This window comes from Clostridium tyrobutyricum (genome assembly GCF_019144085.1).
Taxonomy (GTDB): domain Bacteria; phylum Bacillota; class Clostridia; order Clostridiales; family Clostridiaceae; genus Clostridium_B; species Clostridium_B tyrobutyricum_A.
Genome location: NZ_JAHHUY010000022.1, coordinates 15,652 through 37,047, shown reverse-complemented (window position 1 = coordinate 37,047; position 21,396 = coordinate 15,652). Strand labels below are relative to the sequence as shown.

General features: G+C 29.9%; 20 protein-coding genes and 4 tRNA genes. 23 read left to right on the top strand and 1 reads right to left on the bottom strand.

What is annotated here, in order from left to right:
- Positions 1-11: 11 nt before the first annotated feature.
- Positions 12-1,391: a UDP-N-acetylmuramate--L-alanine ligase gene (gene murC / locus KM800_RS10530; protein ID WP_217813028.1), complete on the bottom strand. Its 1,380-nt coding sequence runs from the start codon at positions 1,389-1,391 to the stop codon at positions 12-14.
- Positions 1,392-1,609: 218 nt separating this feature from the next.
- Here murC and purR point away from each other — a divergent pair, with 218 nt between their 5' ends.
- The 23 genes from purR to KM800_RS10415 all read left to right on the top strand — a co-directional run bounded on the left by purR (position 1,610) and on the right by KM800_RS10415 (position 21,234).
- A complete protein-coding gene (gene purR / locus KM800_RS10525; RefSeq protein ID WP_217813027.1) occupies positions 1,610-2,425 on the top strand; it encodes a pur operon repressor in 816 nt (271 codons plus the stop codon).
- 99 nt (positions 2,426-2,524) lie between these two features.
- Positions 2,525-2,812 carry a septation regulator SpoVG gene (spoVG, locus tag KM800_RS10520; protein WP_217813026.1) on the top strand — a complete coding sequence of 96 codons (288 nt, stop codon included), beginning with the start codon at positions 2,525-2,527 and terminating at the stop codon, positions 2,810-2,812.
- Between the two features lie 135 nt (positions 2,813-2,947).
- Complete coding sequence (glmU, locus tag KM800_RS10515) at positions 2,948-4,318, top strand: bifunctional UDP-N-acetylglucosamine diphosphorylase/glucosamine-1-phosphate N-acetyltransferase GlmU (RefSeq protein WP_217813025.1); 1,371 nt, start codon at positions 2,948-2,950, stop codon at positions 4,316-4,318.
- A 25-nt stretch (positions 4,319-4,343) separates the two neighbouring features.
- Positions 4,344-5,330: a ribose-phosphate pyrophosphokinase gene (locus KM800_RS10510; RefSeq protein WP_217813024.1), complete on the top strand. Its 987-nt coding sequence runs from the start codon at positions 4,344-4,346 to the stop codon at positions 5,328-5,330.
- 154 nt (positions 5,331-5,484) lie between these two features.
- On the top strand, positions 5,485-6,171 hold the full coding sequence (locus KM800_RS10505; protein WP_217813023.1) for a response regulator transcription factor: 687 nt from the start codon (positions 5,485-5,487) through the stop codon (positions 6,169-6,171).
- 2 nt (positions 6,172-6,173) lie between these two features.
- The gene (locus tag KM800_RS10500) at positions 6,174-7,589 is read left to right on the top strand and encodes a sensor histidine kinase (RefSeq protein ID WP_217813022.1); all 1,416 of its coding nucleotides are present in this window, start codon (positions 6,174-6,176) and stop codon (positions 7,587-7,589) included.
- An 83-nt stretch (positions 7,590-7,672) separates the two neighbouring features.
- Positions 7,673-8,860, top strand: a complete 1,188-nt coding sequence (locus KM800_RS10495; protein ID WP_217813021.1) for a S1C family serine protease — start codon at positions 7,673-7,675, stop codon at positions 8,858-8,860.
- 231 nt (positions 8,861-9,091) lie between these two features.
- On the top strand, positions 9,092-9,655 hold the full coding sequence (pth, locus tag KM800_RS10490; RefSeq protein WP_217813020.1) for an aminoacyl-tRNA hydrolase: 564 nt from the start codon (positions 9,092-9,094) through the stop codon (positions 9,653-9,655).
- 97 nt (positions 9,656-9,752) lie between these two features.
- Complete coding sequence (gene mfd, locus KM800_RS10485) at positions 9,753-13,283, top strand: transcription-repair coupling factor (protein ID WP_217813019.1); 3,531 nt, start codon at positions 9,753-9,755, stop codon at positions 13,281-13,283.
- Positions 13,284-13,393: 110 nt separating this feature from the next.
- Positions 13,394-14,419 (top strand): peptidylprolyl isomerase, encoded by a 1,026-nt coding sequence (locus KM800_RS10480; protein ID WP_217813018.1) that lies wholly within the window; start codon positions 13,394-13,396, stop codon positions 14,417-14,419.
- Between the two features lie 141 nt (positions 14,420-14,560).
- The gene (gene spoVT, locus KM800_RS10475) at positions 14,561-15,106 is read left to right on the top strand and encodes a stage V sporulation protein T (RefSeq protein WP_217813017.1); all 546 of its coding nucleotides are present in this window, start codon (positions 14,561-14,563) and stop codon (positions 15,104-15,106) included.
- A 175-nt stretch (positions 15,107-15,281) separates the two neighbouring features.
- Positions 15,282-16,817 (top strand): putative polysaccharide biosynthesis protein, encoded by a 1,536-nt coding sequence (locus KM800_RS10470; protein ID WP_217813016.1) that lies wholly within the window; start codon positions 15,282-15,284, stop codon positions 16,815-16,817.
- Between the two features lie 13 nt (positions 16,818-16,830).
- Positions 16,831-18,276: a nucleoside triphosphate pyrophosphohydrolase gene (mazG, locus tag KM800_RS10465; RefSeq protein WP_217813015.1), complete on the top strand. Its 1,446-nt coding sequence runs from the start codon at positions 16,831-16,833 to the stop codon at positions 18,274-18,276.
- Between the two features lie 83 nt (positions 18,277-18,359).
- The gene (locus tag KM800_RS10460; RefSeq protein ID WP_330655597.1) at positions 18,360-18,653 is read left to right on the top strand and encodes an HU family DNA-binding protein; all 294 of its coding nucleotides are present in this window, start codon (positions 18,360-18,362) and stop codon (positions 18,651-18,653) included.
- A 63-nt stretch (positions 18,654-18,716) separates the two neighbouring features.
- Positions 18,717-18,965 (top strand): RNA-binding S4 domain-containing protein, encoded by a 249-nt coding sequence (locus KM800_RS10455; RefSeq protein WP_217813013.1) that lies wholly within the window; start codon positions 18,717-18,719, stop codon positions 18,963-18,965.
- A gap of 71 nt (positions 18,966-19,036) precedes the next feature.
- Positions 19,037-19,327, top strand: coding sequence for a sporulation protein YabP (gene yabP / locus KM800_RS10450; protein ID WP_217813012.1), 291 nt, complete (start codon positions 19,037-19,039; stop codon positions 19,325-19,327).
- 55 nt (positions 19,328-19,382) lie between these two features.
- Positions 19,383-19,793 carry a spore cortex biosynthesis protein YabQ gene (yabQ, locus tag KM800_RS10445; RefSeq protein ID WP_217813011.1) on the top strand — a complete coding sequence of 137 codons (411 nt, stop codon included), beginning with the start codon at positions 19,383-19,385 and terminating at the stop codon, positions 19,791-19,793.
- Positions 19,794-19,915: 122 nt separating this feature from the next.
- On the top strand, positions 19,916-20,188 hold the full coding sequence (locus KM800_RS10440) for an FtsB family cell division protein (RefSeq protein WP_023625339.1): 273 nt from the start codon (positions 19,916-19,918) through the stop codon (positions 20,186-20,188).
- Between the two features lie 57 nt (positions 20,189-20,245).
- Complete coding sequence (locus KM800_RS10435) at positions 20,246-20,656, top strand: S1 domain-containing RNA-binding protein (RefSeq protein WP_017753204.1); 411 nt, start codon at positions 20,246-20,248, stop codon at positions 20,654-20,656.
- Between the two features lie 126 nt (positions 20,657-20,782).
- Positions 20,783-20,871, top strand: a tRNA-Leu gene (locus tag KM800_RS10430).
- Positions 20,872-20,879: 8 nt separating this feature from the next.
- Positions 20,880-20,955 (top strand) — tRNA-Met (locus KM800_RS10425).
- 12 nt (positions 20,956-20,967) lie between these two features.
- Positions 20,968-21,044, top strand: a tRNA-Met gene (locus KM800_RS10420).
- A 114-nt stretch (positions 21,045-21,158) separates the two neighbouring features.
- Positions 21,159-21,234: transfer RNA gene (locus KM800_RS10415), tRNA-Met, on the top strand.
- Positions 21,235-21,396 lie beyond the last annotated feature (162 nt).

The following is a 21,396-nucleotide window of genomic DNA, read 5'->3' as shown; positions in this document are numbered from 1 at the left end:
TTTATATAAATTTATTTTTTCAAATATAATTCTCCTACTTTAAATACGTCACCTGCACCTATGGTAAAAAGTACATCACCATCTTTTAGAGTATCATTTAAATAGGATACTATATTATTAAAGTCATGGATATTTCTACATTTTACTCCTTTCTTGGATATATCCTCTGACAGCATAGCTGAACTAACTTTATGTGTATCTTTTTCTCTAGCTGCATATATATCAGCTAATATCAATTCATCTACATTGTCAAATGCTTTTGTAAATTCATCATATAGACTCAATGTTCTGGAAAAAGTATGTGGCTGAAACACACAAAATATTCTTTTGTGAGGATAGTTTTTTGCTGCACTTAATGTGGCTTTGATTTCAGTTGGGTGATGAGCATAATCATCTATTACTATAACTCCATTCTTTTTACCTTTGATTTCAAATCTTCTATGGGCACCTTTAAAATTATTCAATCCTTCTGAAATTTTTACCTCAGGAATACTTAATATTAATGATGAACAAATACTTGCCAAAGCATTTAATATGTTGTGTTTTCCTGGAACATTTAATTTTACTGATAGTATGAATTTATTGTCTTTATAGGCATCAAAACTTGCACAACCTTTTTCATCATAGCATATATTTTTGGCTGTTACATTTCCACTGTTCAAGCCATAAGTAATTATTTTACAGCTTACACTTGAAATAACCTTAGCAATTTTTTCATTGTCGCTACAGCATACAAGATATCCATCTTCAGGTATTAATTTGGCAAATTTTATAAATGCATTTTGTATATCATATATATCTTTATAATAATCAAGATGATCTGCATCTATATTTAAAATCACACCTATATATGGGAAAAATCTAAGAAATGAACCTTTGTATTCACAAGCTTCTGTAATAAAGTATTCACTATTTCCAACTCTTACATTTCCATTTATTATATCCAATTGGCCTCCCACCAATATAGTAGGATCTAAATTAGCAGTTAAAGATATATTGGACATCATGGAGGTAGTTGTAGTTTTTCCATGAGTTCCGGCAATAGCTACATTATATTTATGTCCTTTCATTATATGTCCTAAAAATTCAGCTCTTGTCATAAGAGAAATACCTAATTCCTTTGCTCTTACCAGTTCCGGATTATTTTCTGATATGGCAGCTGTATATACTATTAAATCCAGATCAGAAGTTATATTTTCCTTAACTTGATTTATAAATATATTAGCACCAAGAGATTTTAATTTATCAGTTATAGGTGAAGTCTTAATATCTGAGCCATATACCGAGAATCCCTTTTCTATAAGAATTTCTGCAAGCCCACTCATACTTATGCCACCTATACCGATAAAATATATTTTCTTATTTCTATCTTTTATAAAGTCAAATAACAAACAGATCACTCCTCTTAATATTGCATTCCTAAATAATTATATACAAAAATAAATCAAAAAAACATAATTTTAGAAGTTATTATTAAAAAATTTTTATAATCTGTATTTTATTCGCAGATAATAGTTGAATAACTTATTTTTTTAGAATACAATATGAATAATAGAATAAAATTTTAACAAATTATTCGTAAATTTTTATGAATAGAATAGGTGATAAAATGCAGAAGTTCAGTAGGAACCATAGAATAGCAGCTATAACTAAGGTCTTGTTTGAAAACCCCAACAAGATAATAAGTTTAAATAATTTTACTGAAATGTTTAATATAGCAAAGTCTACGGTTAGTGAAGATATAGTTATGGTAAGAGATACTCTTACTAAACTTAACATGGGAAAAATTGAAACTGTATCAGGAGCAGCTGGGGGAATTAAATATGTATGTGGAATATCATATGAAAAAAGTAAGGGATTTGCTGAAAAGTTGTGTATTATTTTAAAAGATAGAGAAAGAATAATACCAGGAGAATTTCTTTATATGACTGATATCATGTTTAATCCTCAAATTATATATAGTGCAGGTGTGATATTGGCATCTGCATTTATATCCAAAAAGATTGATTATGTAGTCACTGTTGAAACAAAAGGAATACCGCTTGCCTATGAAGTAGCAAAAATGATTGGAATTCAACTTGTAGTTGTAAGAAGAGAAACAAAATTTACTGAAGGGTCTACTATTACTATAAATTATGTTTCGGGTTCCACAGGGAGAATTCAAAATATGTCATTATCTAAAAAAGCAATGAAAACGAAAAGTAAATGCATATTTATTGACGACTTTATGAGAGCAGGAGGTACAGCAAACGGCATAATTAATCTTTTAAAAGAATTTGAAAGTGAACTTGTGGGTATTGGAGTACTTATAGATAATGTAGAAACTCCAAAGAAGTTAGTACGTGAATATACTTCTATAGTTGACTTTAAAGGGATTGATGAACATGGAGAAGCTCAGTTATTTCCTTCCGAAAATTTCAAATAATAAAACTTTCAAAAAATTTTTAAATTTTTAAAAAAATAAGGAGGAAAAATATAAATTTTAGAGAATAATATATACATAAGCATCTTGGAGGTGGATTATATGCAAATTACAGACGTTAGAGTTAGAAAAATTGCTGCTGAGGGTAAAATGAAAGCTATTGTTTCCGTAACTTTTGATAACGAATTCGTTGTCCACGATATAAAAGTTATAGAAGGTCAAAATGGTCTTTTTATTGCAATGCCTAGTAGGAAAACTCCTGATGGGGAATTTAAAGATATTGCTCACCCAATAAATACTCAAACTCGAGAGAAGATACAAAAAGCTATTCTTGATGAGTATGAGAAAGTAAAAAATGAAGATACTATTACAAATAAGGTGCAGGAATAATAAAAAGGAGTAGAAATACTCCTTTTTATTATTCCTGATGTTGCAAATAGTCAATATATAAAATATAATAATAATGGATGTTTTGTGTAATATAAGTTATAAAGTTGTAGTTTAAAGCTATAAAGAGGTGTTTAAATGTATAATTGTGCTATAATATTAGCAGCTGGCGAAGGAAAAAGGATGAAATCTTCTACACCAAAAGTACTTCATAAAGTTTGTGGAAAAGAAATGGTAAATGTAGTTATAGATGAAATTAGAAAAGCACAAGTGGATAATATAGATGTAATTATAGGTACTGGATCAGAAAAGGTAAGAAAAGCTACAGAGTTAAAAAATGTTGAATATTCAATTCAAGCAAAACAGTTAGGCACAGGAAATGCGGTTATCTGTGCTGAAAATTTTTTAAAGGACAAAAAAGGTACTGTAATGGTATTTACAGGGGATGCACCTTTGATAAAGGAAGAAAGTATTAAAAAACTCATGGACTTCCATAACAAAGGTGGCTATAGTGCAGTTATATTGACTTCCATAGTTGAGAATCCCAGTGGATATGGCAGAATTATAAGAGAAGAAAATGGAGAGGTTTTAAAGATAGTAGAGCATAAGGATTGTTCTTCAGAAGACATAAAGGTCAATGAAATAAATTCGTCCATGTATTGTTTTGACATAGAGAGTTTAATGAATAGTTTAGATAAAATAGATAATAATAATGCTCAAGGGGAGTATTATTTAACTGATGTTATAGAGATATTAAAAAAATCAGGAAAAAAAGTTGGTGCACTTCCAGTTCCATTTGAAGAAACCCAAGGTGTAAATTCAAGATTACAATTATCCCAAGCTGAAAAAATTATGAGGCATAGGATAAATGAGAAACATATGGAAAATGGAGTAACTTTAATTGATCCTGATACTACTTATATAGATTTTGATGTGAAGATAGGTAATGATACTGTGATTTATCCTCAAAATGTACTTCAGGGTAAAACTAAGATAGATAAAGGTTGTGTTTTATATCCTGGATCCAGGATAGATAATAGTATTGTGGAGTCAGATGTTACAATTCAAAGTTCAGTAATACTTGATAGTAAAATAGGGAGTAATACTACTGTAGGACCTTTTGCATATATAAGACCTGAAAGTGTGATTGGCAATTCTGTAAGAATAGGAGATTTTGTTGAAGTTAAAAAGTCTTCAATAGGAGACAAAACAAAAGTATCGCATCTTACATATATAGGAGATGCTGAAGTGGGTTCTGGATGTAATTTTGGATGTGGTACAGTAGTAGTTAATTATGATGGCAAGAAGAAGTATAAAACTATAATTGGAGACAATTCATTTATAGGATGTAATACAAATTTGGTATCTCCAGTTAAGGTTAATGATAATACATACATAGCTGCAGGCTCTACTATAACAAATGAAGTCCCTGATGGGGCTCTAGCAATAGCAAGGGCTAAGCAAGTAAACAAGAAAGACTGGGTATATAAAAAAGGACTTAATAAATAAAATTTTTTAGGAGGGCTTTACAAAAATGATAACCCATGGTAAAAACATTAAAATCTTTACGGGTAATTCTCATCCAGGTTTAGCAAAAGAAATAGCAGATATTTTAGGAATGGAAGTTGGAAAGTCAAAAGTTTCTACTTTTAGCGATGGCGAAATATCGGTTGATATTAATGAGACCGTAAGAGGAAGGGATGTTTTTGTAATTCAATCAACAAATAATCCTGTGAATGATAATTTAATGGAGATTTTGATTATGATTGATGCATTCAAGAGAGCATCAGCAGGAAGAATAACTGCAGTAATGCCTTATTATGGATATGCTAGGCAAGATAGAAAGGCTAAGGCTAGAGATCCAATTACAGCAAAACTTGTTGCAGATATATTAACTGCAGCAGGTGCAGACAGGGTACTTACTATGGATTTACATGCATCACAGATTCAAGGTTATTTTAATATTCCATTGGATAATTTACTTGGAGTACCTATACTTGCTAGGTATTTTGTCGAAAATGGTTTTGATAATAGAGAAGATGTAGTTGTAGTATCACCAGATTTGGGAAGTGTAACTAGAGCTAGAAAGTTTGCGGATAAGCTTCATACTCAAATAGCTATTATAGATAAAAGAAGACCAAAGGCTAATGTTTGTGAAGTTATGAATATAATTGGAGATATTAAGGATAAAACAGTTATATTGGTAGATGATATGATAGATACTGCAGGTACTATAACAAATGGAGCAAATTCCCTAATTGAAAGGGGAGCAAAGGAAGTCTATGCTTGCTGTAGTCATGCAGTTTTATCTGGACCGGCTATTGAAAGAATTGAAAATTCATGTATAAAAGAATTGGTTATGCTGAATACTATAAATTTACCACAAGAAAAGATGCTTGATAAATTCAAGATATTGTCTGTAGCTCCTGTATTTGCAGAAGCTATAAGAAGAATATATGAGGATATATCAGTAAGTAAATTATTTGATGATATTCAAGTAGATAAACTACTTCAAGAATAGTATTGATTAGCATGTAGAAATATTTCTACATGCTTTTATTTATAATAAATATATGTAACTTATTTGTAACATTTTAAATATATACTATTATATTATAGTGTATTTGTGTTAAATTAATATTATATAACTAATACGCCTATAGGGGGGTAACATGATGGATGGATCCATTGGTAAAATTTTAATTGTAGACGATGATGAAAATATATGTGAAGTAATAAAGATGTATGTTGAAAGTGCAGGTTACGAAGTTAATGTAACTCATGATGGAAAGTCGGCACAAGACATCTTTTTAACTTATAAGCCTGATTTGGTATTATTGGATATAATGTTGCCGAATGTAGATGGAATAGATGTATTGAAGTGGATAAGAAAAGATTTTGATACTCCTGTGATTATGCTTACAGCTAAAGGGGAAACTTTTGACAAGGTGCTTGGACTTGAACTGGGGGCTGATGATTATATAGTTAAACCTTTTGAAGCAAAAGAAATGCTTGCTAGAATAAAAGCAGTACTTAGAAGATATAGTTCAGATAATGAAAATAAGGAAGTATTAAAATTCGAGTATTTAACTATAGATATAAATTCTTATACAGTTGTATACAAAGGCAATGAAATAAAAATGCCACCTAAAGAGTTTGAATTATTGTATTATTTAGCAAATAATAAAAATAGAGTATTTACAAGAGAACAGCTTTTATGTGAAGTTTGGGGTTATGATTATCCAGGAGATTCGAGAACTGTTGATGTACATGTAAAAAGATTAAGAGAAAAGCTTCAAGGAGGATATAATTGGCAGATAGAGACTGTATGGGGTGTAGGGTATAAGTTTGAGGTGAAATAAGCATGAAGAAAGGTTTATTTTCAAAACTTGTAGCGACCTTTACTGCAATAATTGTAGTAAGTTTTGTTATGACATCTGCATTTTTATCATATTGGTTTGAAAGCTATTATTTTAATCAAAGAAAATATGAATTACTTAGAGAGTCTGAACTTATAAAAGTAAGAGCACTTCAATATTTAAATGGAAATATAACCTCCGATGATATAAATAATACTATAACTTACATAGGAAATTATCTATCGGCAGATATATGGCTTGTAGATAACTATGGTTATGTATACTCGGTATCAAAAAACCAACATAAAAAATTAATAGCCACTTCTAAACAAATAGTTACTAGTGACTTGGCAGAACTTAGGCAAAATAAAACTATAGATAAAAGGGGAACTTATTCAGATGTATTTATTGCACCAGTTCATACATTTGAAATACCTATCTTTGAAAATGATACATTTAGGGGAGCTATAATGATGCATACATCCCTAAGTGAATTAAAAGAACCATTGAGGAGAGTATATGAAATAATATGGTCATCAGCAGCTATGGCCATTATAATATCTTGTATTGTAATATATTATTTTTCTCAGAGGATAATTATAAGACCTCTTGGAAAAATAAATAATGTTGCAGAAAAAATATCAAAAGGAGATGTAGAAAAAAGAGTTTACATAGACTCCAAGGATGAAATAGGTGTGCTTGCAAAATCTTTTAATAGTATGGCAAATTCTCTTGAAGCCGTGGATAAAAACAGAAGGCAATTTATATCCAATGTATCTCATGAAATAAGATCCCCAATAACATCAATAAAAGGATTTATAGGTGGTATTTTAGATGGAGTAATTCCCAAGGATAAACAAAGATACTATCTTTCACTAACTTATTCTGAAATACAAAGGCTCACGAGATTGGTAAATGGTTTATTGGATTTGTCTTCTATAGAAGCAGGACAGTTCAAACTTAAAACTGAAAAATTAGATATAAATGAAACTATACGATTGTGTATAATAAAATTTGAATCCAAAATAAAGAATAAAAAATTAAAAGTTGATGTGTATATGGAAGATGATAAATTATTTGTATTATCAGATAAGGACAGAACCATACAAATAATTACAAATATCGTAGATAATGCTATAAAATATGTAAATGAAGGTGGCAATATAAAAGTTTATACTAAATCCAAGTCAAACAAAGCTATTATATCAATTTTTAATGATGGACCTTCTATAAGTGAACAAGATTTGAAGCATATATGGGATAGATTTTATAAAGGAGATAAATCCAGAACAGTCAAGGTAAGTACTGGCTTGGGATTGTCAATAGTAAGAAGCATATTAACCCAGTTAGGTGAAGATATTTGGGTAAAAAATAAGGAAAGTGGAGGAGTAGAATTTACTTTTACACTAAAAAGGATTTAAGAAATCATTACAGTATGTTCATATTTATGTAAAAAAGATTTATTATAATGTTTCTAAATTCGAGGATTATAAGGAGTAAATTAATGGATGATAATAAATATGATGGCGTAAAAGATGCAAAATGGAAACAAGTAAATAATGGTGAATCTAAAATAAAATTTATTAGTAGTAGAAAGAAATCAAATATAAAAAAGATTATTAAACTTATTTCATTTATACTATTAGCTGTAATTTCTGGTGGAATATCAGGAGCATATACAGCAAATAAAAAACAATCTAATACTACTTATACGCCCAATAATCAGACATTAATGGAAACTAAAAAAGATAATAAAAAAGTTATTTCAAATAGTAATTCTCAAGTGGAAAACCCTGTGACTAAAGTAGCAGAATCAGTTGGACCTACAGTGGTTGGCATAAGCAACAAGTCAGAGGGGTATTTTGGAATGCAGGATACAGGGACTGGTTCTGGTATAATAATAGATTCAGGAGGCTATATAGTTACAAATTATCATGTTGTTGAAAATGCGGATAAGGTAACTGTAAAACTCTCAAGTGGGAAAATATTAGATGCATCTATATCTGGTACAGATGAAAAGTCAGATCTAGCAGTAATAAAAGTAAATGCACAAAATCTGCCAAAAGCCAAATTAGGTGATTCATCTAAAGTTAAAATAGGTGATACTGCAGTTGCAATAGGAAATCCTTTGGGAGAAAACTTTTCGGGTTCAGTTACAGCTGGAATAATAAGTGCTCTTAATAGAAAAATAGAATATAATGGATTAGTATATAAGGTTATACAAACTGATGCAGCTATAAATCCAGGAAATAGTGGGGGACCGCTTTGTAATATAGATGGTCAAGTAATAGGTATAAATAGTTTTAAATTTGGATCAGGACAGAATACCGAAGGAATAGGATTTGCAATATCTATAAATGAGGTGAAAAGTATAATAAAACAACTTATGAATGGCGGAAAAGTTGCGAAACCTTATTTTGGAATATATGGTGAAGGAGTAACTTCAGCAGATAATAAATTGTCTGGAATCTATATACAGGAAGTTTTAAAAGATAGCGGAGCTTTTAAGGCAGGCATAAAACCCACAGATATACTTCTGGAATTAGATGGCGAGAGAGTTCTTCGTTTAAGCGATGTATCTGAAATTGTTAATTCTCATAAAATTGGAGATAAAATTAAGTGTAAAATATTAAGAAACGGAAATACTATAGAATTAGAGGTAATATTATATAAAATGCCACAAGATAAATGATTTTTAAATAAAACACTATAAAATACCTTTATTATTTAAAGTTAATAGTATAGTATTATATTGTACTATACTATTAACTTTAGTATTAATTAAATAGTATTAATTAAGGTTTAACTTTAAATATCTGTTAAGCTAGAACTTCCATACATAAAATTAGCAGGGTTATTCTATAATATATGGAAAATAGTTACTTGTTTTCCATCGCAATTTATAAGGGATTGAGGTAGAAGAATGTATTTGATAGTTGGATTAGGGAATATTGGAGATAAGTATGATCACACCAGGCATAATGTAGGATTTGATGTACTTGACTTTATAAGTGAGGATCAAAATATAAGTATAAGCAAGAATAAGTTTAAGGGTACTTATGGAGAAGGTGTGATAGATTCTAATAAAGTCATGTTGTTAAAGCCAAGCACCTATATGAATCTAAGTGGTGAAAGTGTAAGTGAATTAGCAAGCTTTTATAAAGTAGACAGTAAAAATATAATAGTGATTCAGGACGATATAAGTCTTCCCATAGGAAAAATCAGAATAAGACAGAAAGGTAGTCATGGAGGACACAATGGAATAAAAAATATAATACAAAATCTAAATACTGATCAATTTGTGAGGATAAAAATAGGCGTTGGTCAGCCAAATATGAATATAGTATCTTATGTTTTGGGAAAATTTGAAAAGGACGATAAAAAACATATAGAAAAGGTTTTTAAAATTGTAATAGATGTAGTTAAATGCATTATAATTGAAGGTGTACCAGAAGCTATGAATAAATTTAATGGTATGGATATTTAAAAAATAGTAGTATTTGCCGTCAATCTCTAATCTAAGTAGGGGATTAACGGTTGTTGTGCGTTAATTTATAACTCAGAATTTTTAGGTGGTTGTTAAAATGAGACTAAATGGACTTATAAAGCCAATTACGGGTAGTAAAGAATTTAAAAACATTATGAATTCAGTGGCAGATAATAATTATCCTATTGGGATAGTTGGAATTTCAGAATCTGGAAGAAGTTATTTAATTGATTCTGTATATAATGAGTTAAATAAATCGTTTCTGATTCTTACACATAGTGATATGGAAGCTAGGAAATTATATGAGGATCTATCTTTTTATGAAACAAAAGTATATTACTTCCCCACCAAGGAAGTAGTTTTTTATAATTACAATATAGAAGCTATATCTGGTGACTTGAGATGGGAAAGACTTAAAGTAATCAGGCATATGTTAAATAAAGGTAAAAAAATAATAATTACATGTATAGAAGCAGTATCTTATACATATATACCTGTAAAATTGTATAAAGAATATACTTTTAAATTATCAGTAGGTAAAAATCTTGAATTAAATGAGTTGAGCAAAAGCTTAATTCAAAGTGGATATGAAAGAGTTGATGTTGTAAATTCTAAAGGACAATTTTCTATAAGAGGTGGAATATTAGATATATACGTACCTATTTTGGCACAAGCTTATAGGATAGAGTTGTTTGGAGATGAAATTGAATCTATAAGAAGTTTTAATACAGAATCACAGAGAAGTATTGAAAAAGTTAAAAGTATAGAAATATTTCCTGCCAAGGAGATAATACTTGATAATGAAAAAATTCAAAACGGATATAAAGCCATAGAAAAAGATAAAAATTTGATTGTAGAAAAACTAGAAAATGCTAAAGAGTATGACACCAAAAAAAATATAGGTGAAATAATAAACAGAGATTTAGAATCTCTTAAAGAAAATTGGAGCTTTGAAACTATAGATAGTTTTTTACCTTATTTTTATGATAATCCATCTTTGTTTCTAGATTATGCGAAAGATTATTTTGTGATTTTAGATGACGTAAATAGATGTAATGGCAAATTGGACAGTGTGTATTTTGAATTTGAGCAGAATTATAGAAATACCCTTGACAAGGGAAGTGTTTTACCAAAACAATTTGAATTAATAGTAGATAAGTCTAAAATATTGGAAAATTTAAAAGATAGAGATATTATAACCATGGATGCTATTCCTAAATCCAATAAGGAATTAGTTCCTAAAACTAAAGTTGAATTTTCCGAGATAACCCTTAATAATTATAAAGATCAAATGGATTTATTTATTGAGGATGTAAAACAAAAAAAATCAAATGGATTTAGAATTTTGATTTTAGCAGGTACAAGACCTAGAGGAGAAAGATTAGCTCAAACGTTAAGGGATAGAGATATAGAAAGTACTTACAAGGATAATGTAGATGAAATTAAATCTGGTGAGATAGTAATAACTTTTGGAAGTCAATTAAATGGTTTTGAGTATCCTGATTTAAACCTTTCCGTTATATCAAACAGGGATGCTTTTGGTGTATCAAAACGAAAAAAACGAAAAAAATCTCCAAGAAAAGGTGTAGGAAAGATAACAAGCTTTACTGAACTTAGACCTGGAGATTATGTTGTTCATGTAAATCATGGTATAGGTGTATACAAGGGTATAAAACAACTTGAAGTTCAAGGACATAAAAAAGATTATCTAGAGCTTATGTACTATTCAGATGATAAATTATATGTACCAGTAGAACAGTTGGATATGGTACAAAGGTATATAGGAAATGAAGGTAAAAATCCAAAGATAAATAAACTCGGAAGTGCAGATTGGGCGAAGGCTAAAAGAAAAGCTAAAAAATCTATAGAACAAATAGCAGAAGATTTGGTAAAATTATATGCAGTAAGATCTACAGTTAAAGGATATAAATATTCCAAAGATACAGTATGGCAGAAACAATTTGAAGATGAATTTCCTTATGAAGAAACGCCAGATCAACTGTCAGCAATAGAAGATATAAAGACAGATATGCAATCAGATAAAGTTATGGATAGACTCCTATGTGGAGATGTAGGATATGGCAAAACCGAAGTAGCGGTAAGGGCTGCTTTTAAAGCTGTTATGGATGGAAAACAGGTAGCCTTTTTAGTCCCTACAACCATACTTGCACAACAGCATTATAATAATTTTGTAAAGAGATTTTCGGATTTTCCTATAAAAATAGATATGATAAGTAGATTTAGGACAACATCAGACCAGAAAAAAACCATAAAGGCTTTAAAAAGTGGAGAACTGGATATACTTATAGGTACGCATAGAATACTTCAAAAAGATATTCAATTTAAAGACCTAGGATTTCTTATAATTGATGAAGAGCAGAGATTTGGAGTTACTCATAAAGAGAAAATAAAAAAAATAAAAAAGAATATAGATGTATTGACATTAAGTGCTACACCTATACCTAGGACACTTCATATGTCTCTGGTAGGGGTAAGGGATATAAGCGTCATAGAAACGCCACCAGAGCAGAGAAGACCAATACAAACTTATGTAGTTGAATATAACGATCAATTAATAAGAGATGCTTTGTTAAGGGAAATAGGTAGAGGAGGCCAGGTATACTTTGTATACAATAGAGTAGAGAGTATAAGCAAGATGGCAGACTATATTACTAAACTGGTACCTGAGGCTAGATTAACTGTAGCTCATGGACAAATGCAGGAGAGAGAGCTTGAAACTGCTATGATTTCATTTATGGATAATGAATCCGATGTTTTGTTGTGCACTACTATAATAGAAACAGGAATGGACATTCAAAATGTAAATACAATGATTATTTATAATGCAGATAAAATGGGTTTATCTCAGTTATATCAATTAAGAGGAAGAGTAGGAAGAACAGATAAAATAGCTTATTGCTATCTAACATATAGAAAAGATAAAATATTAACGGAAGTTGCAGAAAAGAGACTTAAAGCTATTAAAGATTTTACAGAATTGGGATCTGGTTTTAAAATTGCTTTAAAAGATTTAGAAATAAGAGGAGCAGGTAACATGATGGGATCATCTCAACATGGACATATGGCAGCTATAGGATATGATCTATACTGCAGTATGCTTGAGGATACCATTAAATTGATAAAAGGTGAGATAAAGGAGGAACCTGTAGAGACTGCAGTAGAATTCAAAGTGGATGCATATATACCTAATGAGTATATAAACAATGAAGTACAGAAGATAGAAATATATAAGAAGATAGCCGCCATAGATTCATATGATGATATGATTGATATACAAGAAGAAATAGAAGATAGATTTTCTACTATACCAGAATCAGTTTATAATCTTATGAACATATCGTACATAAGGAGTGTTGGTAAAAAGCTTGGAATAGAGGAAATAAAGGATAATAAAGATGAAGTGGTATTTCTATTCCAGAATGAAGGAAGAATTAACCAAGATGTCTTAAAATCTGTTTTAAAGCACTTTGGGAGAAATATAATTTTAAAATTAAGTGGTAAACCAGGTTTTGGATACAGAATTAAGGATATTAAAAGAAAAGATTTGATATTAAAAGTAAAAGAGATGACAGAATTTATGTTGAAAGCTCAAGACAAAAACGATTAAAAAATTTAATATTCATAGATGGATATTTATGATAAGATTAGTTTATATTATATAAATAAAAATCAATGATTACACAAACTTTTAATACATAGAAGAGTGGAGGAGTAAAAGTGATTAATAAGAAAAAAATATTTAGTGTTCTTTCTGCAGCTGTGGTAGCAGTTTCAATTTCAGGATGTAGTATGATACAAAAAACACCTGAAGCCATAGCCAATAGTGCAGTAGCAGTAGTTAATGGTGAAAAGATAACAAATGATCAATTGAATAAAGATCCAAATACAATTCAATTAATTGCCCAGGCAAAACAGCAGTATGGAGATAATTATTCAAGCAATGAAGAAGCTACAAGTATAATTAAATCTCAAAAAGAACAGATATTAGATAATATGATTACTCAATTAGTGTTAAGCCAAAAGGCAAAGGAATTAAATATTATGCCTAGTGATTCTAAAATAAATTCTGATGCACAGACGCAAATAGATAAAATGAAAAAGCAATATTTTTCAGGAGACGAGAGCAAGTTTAAGGCAGCATTAAGTCAACAGGGGCTTACGGAAAAAGCTTTTAAGGATATGTATATATCTCAAGTTAAAAGTCAAGAAGTACAGGAGAGCATAAGTCAGTATCTTACAAAAAATATAAAGATTACAGATAAGCAGATTGAAGATTATTATAATAAAAACAAGGATAAATACACTGAATTGCCTAATAAGATGACTTTGAAACATATATTAGTAAAAACTAAAGCTGATGCTCAAAAAGTAAAGTCAAGGCTTGATAAGGGAGAAAGTTTTGATACTGTTGCCAAGGAAGTTTCTCAGGATACAGCTACTAAGACTAAAGGTGGAGATTTAGGAACCATAAAAGCTAATGACACCAATTATGATTCTCAATTTATGGCTGGAGCTAATGCATTGAAAGCAGGACAGACATCAGATCCAGTACAAAGTAGTTTTGGTTGGCATATAATAAAATGTACAAATAAAATAACATATCCAGTCAAAAAGCTTTCAGAGGTAAAAAGCACTATAAAGACTCAACTGGAAAGTGATTCAAAGACTAAGTTAATAAATGAAAAAACTACCCAATGGAAAAAAGATGCGAAAATAACCAAAAAAGAAAAAAATATACTATAATAACTAATAAAAATAACCTTAATTATCAAATTTAATTGGGGTTATTTTTATTTTTCATAATTTTAGTAACAATTGTGTATAAAATTTCATATTTAGAAAAATAATATTAATACACTCACACAATTTAAGGAGGAATATCGTATGAAGGCAACTGGAATAGTTAGACGTATAGATGACTTGGGTAGAGTAGTTATACCAAAAGAGATAAGAAGGACTCTTAGAATAAGAGAAGGAGATCCTCTTGAGATATTTACAGATAGGGAGGGAGGAGTTATTTTAAAAAAATATTCACCTATTGATGAATTGAGCGAGATTTCTAAAGGATATGTAGAATCGCTTGAACAAACTATAGGAAATATAGTTTTAATATGTGATACTGACAGTGTAGTATCTGTAAGTGGTGCTCCTAGAAAAGAATATGTGGACAAAAAAATAAGTCAGGAGTTGGAGGATGCTATTGAAAATAGAAAATTGATTTCTCTGTCGGAAAAGGAAATAATTGATATATATGATGACGAGGATGCAATAGAAAAATATTCGGCTCAAGTTATATCACCTATTATAGCAGGAGGAGATGCAATTGGAGCTGTTATAATAGCTTCAAAAGAAGATGTGAATTTTGGCGATGTAGAAATTAAGTTAGCTGAAACTGCATCATCCTTCTTAGGAAAACAAATGGAGGAATAATGTAATGGCAGTAAAACTGCCATTACATTTTTTTATTATTCACTCATTAATAAATTATTGACAATAATATAAAAAATACTCACCGTAAGTAATAATAGTGATACATTTAAAATAATTATAAACATATATACTATTATTTAAAATGATTTGAATCATGTCATTCGGAGGTATTTTTATGATAAAACAATCACTTATGAGGGGAACTATTATTTTAGGGGCAGCAGGTATGCTTTGTAAATTTTTAGGCTTGTTTTTTAGATGGCCCTTACAAATGCTTATTGGAGATGAAGGAGTAGGATATTATCAAATGTCATTTCCACTATATATGTTTTTTATAGCTGCAGCTTCAGGAATACCTGTAGCAGTTTCTAAAATGGTATCAGAAAGCTATGCAACAGAAGATTATGTAAGGGTAATACAGATATTGAGAAAATCAATACTATTGATGTTTATACTTGGAACAGGTTTCTCTGCAATATTATTAATTTTTTCAAGACCTATAATACATTTTCTTAGATGGGATAATAAATCATATTATTCACTGGTAGCTATAGCATTTGCGCCCATGTTCATATCTATAATGAGTGCATTTAGGGGATTTTTTCAAGGCATGCAAAATATGAATTATACTGCTGTATCTCAAGTAATTGAACAGATAGGAAGAGTTGTTGTAGGAGTAGGACTGGCATATATACTGTTGCCAAGGGGTATAGAATATTCAGCTGGAGGAGCAGCACTTGGAGCGGCAGCAGGAGGATTATTTGGAGGGCTATATTTAATTAAGAAATATTTTGATGTAAGAAAGGATATACATATAAAACATACTCCAGATAATAAAGATGTGTTGAGTGTACTTTTATATATAGCAATTCCGGTATCTATAGGAGCTGCAGTGAGTAGTATAATGAGTCTTATAGATTCAGCTTTGGTACCGCAAAAACTTTTGGAGGCTGGATATACATTCAAGCAATCGACAATATTATATGGACAACTTACAGGTAAAGCATTTATTCTTATAAATATTCCATTGACATTATCAACGGCTCTTTGCGCTTCACTTGTACCTATAATAGCAGAATATCATATTTTAAATAGAAAATTTGAATTGATAAGTAAAGTTGATCTAGCATTTAAGCTCTCTACGGTAATAGCTTTACCATGTATGTTTGGACTTTATACTCTTGCTCATCCTATTCTAGAATTAATATTTCCAGGACAATCAAATGGATTTAATATATTACAATATTCATCTATATCAATTATATTTATAATAATTGCACAGACTTCAACTGCAATACTACAAGGTTCAGGATATTATATACTTCCTGTTGTTAATCTGGCGATAGGATGTTTTATAAAAATAATTATTACTTTATCTTTAGTTCCTATTCCTCATATAAATATATATGGAGCCATATTTGGAAGTACAATTGGCTATGCTATAGCAGCTATTTTGAATATAGTTATGTTAAAGAGAAAATTGCATATAAGTATAAATTATTTTCAAGTGTTGGTTAAACCATTATTTGCATCTATTTTAATGATAATTGCAGTTGTATTTATTTATATGAATGTCTATAATTATACAATGAGTAGTAGATTTGCCTGCTTTGCTGCTATATTTTTGGGAATGATTATATATATGATCCTATTAATTATATTTAAAATATTTAAATATAGTGAAATTAAAAATAGGATCATAAAAAAATAAAGGAGAGGTGGCTTTGATTAAAGTAATAGGATTAGGTCCAGGATCTTTGGAGTCAATTACTATTGGAACAATAAATATATTAAGAAATTCATCTAAAATTTATTTAAGAACAGAAAAACATCCTACGGTAGAATATTTGAAAAGTGAGCATATAGAATTTGAAACTTATGATACTGTATATGATAATGCGGAAAATTTTGAGGATGTATACAAATTTATAGCTAAAGATTTGATTGACAAGGAAAAAGAATTTGGAAACATAGTATATGGAGTGCCTGGACATCCTCTCGTAGCAGAAAAGTCTGTTATATTGCTTTTGCAAATATGTAAGGAAAATTCTGTAGATATAGATATAGTTCCATCTGTAAGCTTTATAGATGCCATTTTTGAAAGCTTAAAAATAGACATTATTGAAGGATTAAAGATAATAGATTCATTTGATATAAAGTCTCATAATATGGATAATAAAACGGGGCTTATAATAACTCAAGTTTATGATAAATTTATTTCTTCAGATGTTAAGTTAGCTTTGATGGAGTACTATGAACCAAACATAGATATATATTTTATAAGAGCTGCTGGAGTCAAAGAATTTGAATCAATAAGGAAAATAAAACTATATGATCTCGACAGGCAGGGAGATATAGATTATCTTACTTCGATTTACATACCAAAAGGTTCAAAGGCATTATATGATTTTAGGGATTTACTTAATATAATGGATAGACTAAGAGGCAATGATGGATGCCCATGGGATAAGAAGCAGAGCCATGAAAGTTTGAAGAGATCTCTAATTGAAGAGACTTATGAAGTCATAGAGACTATAGAAGCAAAAGACGATAGATCATTGGCAGAAGAATTGGGAGATGTATTATTTCAGGTGGTTTTTCATTCTCAAATAGCCAAAGAAGAAGACTCATTTAATATTAATGATGTGATAAATGGAATATGTAAGAAAATGATTGAAAGACACCCTCATGTATTTGGAAGTGTAAAAGTAAAAGATTCAAATAATGTAATTCAAAATTGGGATAAAATAAAGAAATCGGAACAAGGATTAAAGACTTATACAGATGAATTAAAACATATAGCAAAAATTTTACCGGGATTAATTAGAGCAGATAAAGTTCAGAAAAAGGCATCTTCAATTGGATTTGATTTTGATAAAGTAGAAGATGCCTTGGATAAAGTATTGGAAGAATACAATGAGGTAAAATATGTATATAAAAGTAATGAAAGGGTAAAAATAGTAGAAGAAATAGGGGATTTGATATTTGCGGGAGTAAATGTTGCTAGAATCCTTGACATAGACCCTGAATTTGCATTAAATTATACTATAGAGAAATTCATAAAAAGATTTGCATACATAGAGGACAAAGCTAAATCTGTAGGATTGGATATGAAAGATATGACCGTTGAGCAGATGAATAAATTTTGGGAAGAATCTAAAAATAAATAAAGTTAGTCTTTAATGTGCAAAAAAAGAAGGATTTTTTGAGTTAATGAAGAATATGCTAATATACCAAGGTATAGCATTCAACTATTAAGGAGGTAAAAAAGGTGAATAAATCAGAATTAATTGCAAGTATATCAGAGAAGTCAAATTTAACTAAAAAAGATGCGGAAGCAGCTTTGAAGGGTTTTATACAGAGTGTTGAAGATACACTCGAACAAGGTGATAAAGTACAATTGGTAGGATTTGGAACGTTCGAGACAAGAAAGAGAGCTGCAAGAATTGGAAGAAATCCAAGGACCAAGGAAGAAATAACTATACCAGAATCAACAGTCCCTGTATTTAAGGCTGGCAAAGAGTTTAAAGATAGGGTAAATAAGTAAATTATTTTTTCAAAGAACCTGGGTGAAAATCTAGGTTTTTTGTTTTAACAAGGAGAGTGTATTGTGAGGTTAGACAAATATCTCAAAGTATCGAGAATAATAAAAAGAAGAACAGTAGCAAAAGAATCTTGTGAGGGTAATAGGATAAGTATAAATGGAAAAATTGCTAAACCTAGTAATGAGATAAAAGAAGGGGACATAGTTGAAATTAGGTATGCAAATAGCACATTAAAGGTGAGGGTTTTGGATGTTAAACAACATGTCACTAAAGAAGATGCCCAAAATATGTATGAAATAGTTTTAGAAAAATAGGATATACAAATATAATAGGGAATATATACAACTTCACCTACATATAATTATTATAGGTGGAGGGATGTTTTATGGAGAGAAAAGAAACAAATTTAGATAGTAAGAAGAATTCACTGAGTCTTGAAAATAGAAAGAGATTGATTATTACAGGAATAATTGAAGTGATTAGTTTCAATGAAGAACAAATATTATTGAATACTAATTTAGGATCATTAAATGTAAAAGGATCATCTCTTAAGATGAATAAACTAGATGTCCAAAATGGGCAGGTAGTTATAATGGGAACTATAAATTCTTGCATATATACAAATAACCAGCCTAGGAAAAAGAAGAAAAGTATAATTTCAAAGATGTTTAAATAAAATTGGAATAATACCTAAATTTATTTTTATGTTGTCCTAAAGGTGGTTTTATTTAATGATTATGTCAATAAGTGTTCAACTTAGACTTATAATATTTAGTTTTATTGCAGGGATTATAACAGGAATTCTATTTGACATTTATAGAATTATCAGGGGAGTTTCTGTTTTAAGTAAAATAGTTATTTTTATTGAGGATATTTTATTTTGGATATTTGCAGGAGCAACTGTTTTTGTATTTTTGCTGTACACCAACTATGCATATACAGATGCTTATGTTTATTTGTGGATAGGTTCAGGTATATATATTTATTTTAAAATACTTAGTAAAACTCTTTTTAATATTGAAAAAAAAATATTTGAATTATGTGGAAGGCTGATTAGGGTAACGGTAAATTTTATTTTATATCCTGTTCAGTTTATTATTTATCGAAATAAATTCAAAAAAAATAGAAATTATAAAAAATAACTTGAATAAAATTGAAAATCAAATTACAATATAATTATAGATTAATAAAAGATGGTTTTAGTTGATTACACAAGTTAAAGTATTCTATGTATATTTAGAAGATGGGGAAAACGGTGATACAAATGAAAGTGAAATTTAAAGCTAAGAATATAATTGTTATGTTATTGGTTTTATATGCAGGCTACATATTTGTAAATCAGCAAATAACTATTAGAAATATAAAAAAGCAAATAAGTAATAAAAATCTTGAAGAGCAAAGAGTGAAACAAAAAAGTATAAAATTACAGGAAGAAGTTAATATGTCTACATCTAGTATGTACATTGAAAAATTGGCAAGAGAAAAATTGGGTTTTATCAAACAAGGTGAAACTCCTGTAATAAACACGAAAAATTAATACTTAGTTTGTAAATTTTATTATTATATATTATTTTTAAGGAGGAGTCTTTTTAATATGACCTTAAAGGCAGGAAGCATACTGGAAGGCACAGTAGTTAATATAACTAATTTTGGAGCCTTTGTTGAAGTAGATGGTAAAACTGGATTAGTGCATATATCTGAGATATCTGATACCTATGTGAAAAATATAAGAGATTATCTAAAGGAAAAGGATAAAGTTACAGTAAAGGTTATTTCCATTGATGACAATGGTAAAATAAGTTTGTCCATTAAACAAGCTAAATCTAATAAGAAAAGTTCAAGACCTATGGAGATAGATTGGAATAAAGAGCAGGGTAAACAGACACAGGGAAATTTTGAAGATAGATTATCTAAGTTTTTGAAAGATAGTGAGGAAAGATTTCAGGATATTAAAAAACATCAAGATTCAAAGGGTAGAGGATATAAGAAATCCTCTAATTATTAGACCTGTTATTATAAGGGGCTTAAGTAGCCTCTTTCTTTTAATCAATAAAAGTTTTATAAAACAGTTGACATTATGAAGTTTATGATATATAATAATTTATGTTGCTGAGTTGAGCAATCAAGAGATGCTGGAGTGGCGGAACTGGCAGACGCACAGGACTTAAAATCCTGCGGGCTTTAAAACCCGTACCGGTTCGATTCCGGTCTTCAGCACCATTTTATGACGCGGGGTGGAGCAGTTGGTAGCTCGTCGGGCTCATAACCCGAAGGTCGCAGGTTCAAATCCTGCCTCCGCAACCATTAATTTTATATGGCGGAATAGCTCAGATGGCTAGAGCATTCGGTTCATACCCGAAGTGTCGTAGGTTCGATTCCTATTTCCGCTACCAATTTGTATATTAAGAGATGTTGGAGTGGCGGAACGGGCAGACACACAGGATGTAAAATCCTGCGGGCTTTAAAGTTCGTATCGGTTCATTTCAGTATTCAGCACCATTTTATGACGCGGGGTGGAGCAGTTGGTAGCTCGTCGGGCTCATAACCCGAAGGTCGCAGGTTCAAATCCTGCCTCCGCAACCATTAATTTTATAGTGTATTTAAAAGCTGTTGTTTAACAGCTTTTTTTATATTTTTAGGACTTTACTCGATTATAGTAAAGTCCTTTTGGTTATTAACAATTTTAAAATAAAATAAGTCACATTGTGGATAATATTATAAGGCATGTGTGGATATTTTAGAACT